This window comes from Parvibaculum sp. (assembly GCF_035511255.1).
Classification (GTDB): domain Bacteria; phylum Pseudomonadota; class Alphaproteobacteria; order Parvibaculales; family Parvibaculaceae; genus Parvibaculum.
Genome location: NZ_DATKFR010000024.1, coordinates 1 through 3,643, shown reverse-complemented (window position 1 = coordinate 3,643; position 3,643 = coordinate 1). Strand labels below are relative to the sequence as shown.

Annotated in this window: 5 protein-coding genes; 1 reads left to right on the top strand and 4 read right to left on the bottom strand. The window is 65.3% G+C overall.

Features of this window, described 5'->3' with window-relative positions:
- Positions 1-18: 18 nt before the first annotated feature.
- From VMR03_RS00805 to VMR03_RS00790, 4 genes are all read right to left on the bottom strand, one after another.
- Positions 19-1,290 carry an MFS transporter gene (locus VMR03_RS00805; protein WP_325401307.1) on the bottom strand — a complete coding sequence of 424 codons (1,272 nt, stop codon included), beginning with the start codon at positions 1,288-1,290 and terminating at the stop codon, positions 19-21.
- Positions 1,291-1,330: 40 nt separating this feature from the next.
- Positions 1,331-1,891, bottom strand: a complete 561-nt coding sequence (locus VMR03_RS00800) for an isochorismatase family protein (protein ID WP_325401305.1) — start codon at positions 1,889-1,891, stop codon at positions 1,331-1,333.
- Between the two features lie 55 nt (positions 1,892-1,946).
- Positions 1,947-2,387: a MarR family winged helix-turn-helix transcriptional regulator gene (locus VMR03_RS00795; protein WP_325401303.1), complete on the bottom strand. Its 441-nt coding sequence runs from the start codon at positions 2,385-2,387 to the stop codon at positions 1,947-1,949.
- A gap of 117 nt (positions 2,388-2,504) precedes the next feature.
- Positions 2,505-2,984: a glutathione peroxidase gene (locus VMR03_RS00790; RefSeq protein WP_325401301.1), complete on the bottom strand. Its 480-nt coding sequence runs from the start codon at positions 2,982-2,984 to the stop codon at positions 2,505-2,507.
- Between the two features lie 120 nt (positions 2,985-3,104).
- Between VMR03_RS00790 and VMR03_RS00785 the strand changes: the two genes are divergently transcribed.
- Positions 3,105-3,643, top strand: a 539-nt coding sequence (locus VMR03_RS00785) for a hypothetical protein (protein ID WP_325401299.1), incomplete at its 3' end; no start/stop codon positions are given.

The following is a 3,643-nucleotide window of genomic DNA, read 5'->3' as shown; positions in this document are numbered from 1 at the left end:
CGCGACGCCGGCGAGACACTAAGATCTGGACATCTCGGGACGTGCGTCGATGTCGATGCGCAGGCGGCCTTCATCCATCCGCAAGCGCAGACCACGATGGCGAACGAGATAATGGATGGCGACGATGGCCGCGAGCAGGCCGGAGGCGGCGCCGACGCCGAGCGCCCAGCGCGGGCCGAAACGATCGGCGACCCAGCCGACGATCGGTGCGCCGATGGGCGTGCCTCCCACCGCAATCGCAAAGAACATCGCCATCACGCGGCCCCGCAAGGCGGGGTCGGTCGAGAGCTGGATCGTGCTGTTCGCGGTGGTGGTGAAGGTCTGCGCGGACAGGCCGACGGAGATGAGGGCAAGGCCGAAAAGCGCATAATTCGGCATCACGGCGGCGAGCCCCAGCCCGCCGCCGAAGATCGCGGCGCCGGCGATGAGAAAGGTCATGCGCGGGCGTTCGCGCCTCGCGGAGAGAAACGCGCCCGCGACCGATCCGATCGCCATCATCGAGGAGAGAAGCCCGTATTGGCGCGCGCCTGCGTGAAAAACCCGGACCGACATGGTCGAGATGAAGATCGGGAAATTCGCGCCGAAGGTGCCGACCAGAAAAAGCATCAGCAGGATCGACTTCAGATCGGGCCGTTTCCAGACATAGCGCAGGCCTTCGACGAAGCTGCCGCCCGCGCGGCGCGTCTTCGCCGTACGGCGAAGCTCGCCGACACGCATCAGACCGAGCGAACAGAGCACCGCGCCGAAGGAGGCGGCGTTGACGAGAAAAACCCATCCCGTGCCGATGGCGGCGATGAGAAGGCCCGCCGCCGCCGGGCCGATCAGCCGGGCGGCGCTGAAGGAGGTGGAGTTCAGCCCCACGGCGTTGGAGAGATCGTCCTCGCCGACGAGTTCCGAGACGAAAGTCTGGCGCGCCGGCCCGTCGAAAGCCGCCGCCATGCCGAACAGGAAGGCGAAGACATAGACCTCCCAGAGCCGCACGAGGCCGGTCACGGTGAGGAGCCCCAGGCAAAGGGAGAGCGTCCCCATCGCGCCTTGCGTCGCGATCAGCAGCTTTCGCCGGTCGAAGCGATCCGCCGCATAGCCGGTCAGCGGCAGGAAGAGAAACATGGGCCCGAACTGGAGCGCCATGACGATGCCGACGGCGATCGCGTTGTTATGCGTGAGCTCCGTCAGCACCAGCCAGTCCTGGCCGGTGCGCTGCATCCATGTGCCGACATTGGAGACGATCGCCCCGCCCGCCCAGACGCGATAGTTGTAGGTCTTCAGCGAGCGGAAGGCGCCCGTCATCGGACTGCTCGCTTTCCGGGGGCCCGCCGTCGCGCCACGATCAGGCGCGGCTCCCGTCGAGAAGCGCGACGATCTCCGCCGTGGTGCCGGTTTCGCCGAGACGCGGGAAAATGCGCGTGACGCTGTTCAGATGCGCATCGGGGTTCATATCGGTCATGGCGTCGGTCGCCAGCGTGACGTTGAAGCCGAGTTCATACGCCTGACGCGCGGTCGATTCGACACCGATGCTGGTCGAGACGCCGCCGATCACGACCTGCGTGACGCCCGACGATTTCAGATGATCTTCGAGGCCGGTGTTCACGAAGGCGCCCCAGCTGTGCTTCGTCACGGTGTGATCCTGCGGCTGGCGGTTCAGCTCGGGCGCGAGATCGGTCCAGTCGGCGGGAAGATTTCCGAGGCTGCGGGACTGCTCCGCGCGGCCCGGCGCGCCGCCCGCGACATTGACCAGCACGACCGGCAGACCGTGGTTGCGGAAGGCGTCGGCAAGGATCGCGGCTTGCTTCACCACCTCGCCGACACCGGCGACCGGCAGGGAGACGATGCCCTTTTGCAGATCGACGAGGATCAGGGCGGTTTTCGGGTCGAGCGCGGTCACGGTCATGACGATCTTCCTCGGATGTTGCGAGCGATGTGGAAATCCGGAGGCGCGCGATGCCTCAGCTGCCGACCAGCCGCTTCAGCAGGGCGACGGCGGCTTCGAGGCCGGGCAGTTCGGCGGGCGCGAAATTCGACTGGATGGCGTGGAAGAGCCAATCCTCCCGCGCGGCACGGCCGGCGGCCATCATCTCGCGGCAGGCCGGCGTCAGGGACAGGATGGTCTGGCGCCCGTCGGAGGGGTCCGGCGCACCGCTGACGAGGCCCGCCTCTTCCAGCACGGCGACGGTCGCGCCCATGGATTGGGGGCGCACGCCCTCGGCGCGAGCAAGCGCCGTCACCGTCGCCGGGCCTTCGCGCTCCAGACGCAGCAGCACCAGCTTCTGCGACCAGGTGTAATCGCCCGGATTCGACTGTTCGCGCAGCTTCCGGCGCAATTGCCCGATCAGCACACGCAGCTCGACGGCCAAAGCTGCCGCGCGCTCGGCCTCGGAATCGCTCATCTGTTCGTTCATGGCGCGACTATAGCAAGTATGAAGCCAAACTGCAAAGGTTACCTTCATATATAGTCATGCAATATCCAGACGTCCAGGCCTCTTCGGAAGGAGTGGGTCGGCCGCTCAGGCGCCCAGCAGCGCCTCGATCTCTTTCACGAGGCTCTCGTCGAGCGGACTTATCCGGCTCGCATAGACGTTGACGAGTTCACCATCGGGACCGATCAGATATTTGTGGAAGTTCCAGCGCGGCGCGGCGTCCTCGCCGGCGATCTCGACGATCCATTTGTAGAAGGGATGCGCCGCCTCGCCGAGGACCGCCTCCTTCGCGGTCAGTGGGAAATCGACGTCGTAATTCACTTCGCAGAATTCGAGGATTTCGGCTTCGGTGCCGGGTTCCTGCGCGCCGAAATCGTTGGACGGCACGCCGATGACGACGAGACCGCGCGTGCGGTATCGCTCCCACAAGCCTTGCAGCTCACGGTACTGGGGCGTCAGGCCGCAACGGCTCGCGGTGTTGACCACCAGCACGGCGCGGCCCTCGAATTGCGACAGCGCCAGCGCCTCGCCCCTGATGGTGCGGAATTCGAAAAGATGTGCGCTCATGCGTTCCTCCACCGTTGACCGGCAAAGCCTAGCCCGTTTGAAGAAAGCCTGGCATCGGGAATTTCATTCTTCACCGGCGAGTTCGCGCCGCTAAGATGCTCCCGACACGGGAGAGTACATATGTGCGACACGATGGTGGCCGGACCGACAGCGACGAAGTCCGGCGCATTGCTTTTTGCCAAGAATTCCGACCGCGAGGCCAATGAGGCGCAATATCTCGTCCATGTGCCGCGGGCGAAACATGGCAAGGGCGCAACGCTTCGCTGCACCTATATCGACATCCCGCAAGCCGAAGAGACAAATGCCGTCCTGCTCTCGAAGCCCTTCTGGATGTGGGGCGCGGAGATGGGCGCCAATGAACACGGGCTCACGATCGGCAACGAGGCGGTCTTTGCCAAGATCGCGCCGCAGAAGGACGAAGCGCTTCTCGGCATGGACCTGCTCAGGCTCGGCCTTGAACGCGCGAAGACGGCCGACGAGGCGCTCGACATCATCACGACGCTGCTCGCCGCACATGGTCAGGGCGGCAATTGCGCCCATCTCGGCCGCTTCGAATATCACAACTCCTTCCTGATCGCGGATGCGGGCGGCACGGCCTATGTGCTCGAAACGGTCGGCCGCGAATGGGTGGCCGAGCGCGTCGATGCGATGCGTTCGAT

Coding starts and splice junctions, on each gene's coding strand:
- VMR03_RS00805 (WP_325401307.1), bottom strand. CDS start 1,290: ATGACGGGCGCCTTCCGCTCGCTGAAGACCTACAACTATCGCGTCTGG.
- VMR03_RS00800 (WP_325401305.1), bottom strand. CDS start 1,891: ATGACCGTGACCGCGCTCGACCCGAAAACCGCCCTGATCCTCGTCGAT.
- VMR03_RS00795 (WP_325401303.1), bottom strand. CDS start 2,387: ATGAGCGATTCCGAGGCCGAGCGCGCGGCAGCTTTGGCCGTCGAGCTG.
- VMR03_RS00790 (WP_325401301.1), bottom strand. CDS start 2,984: ATGAGCGCACATCTTTTCGAATTCCGCACCATCAGGGGCGAGGCGCTG.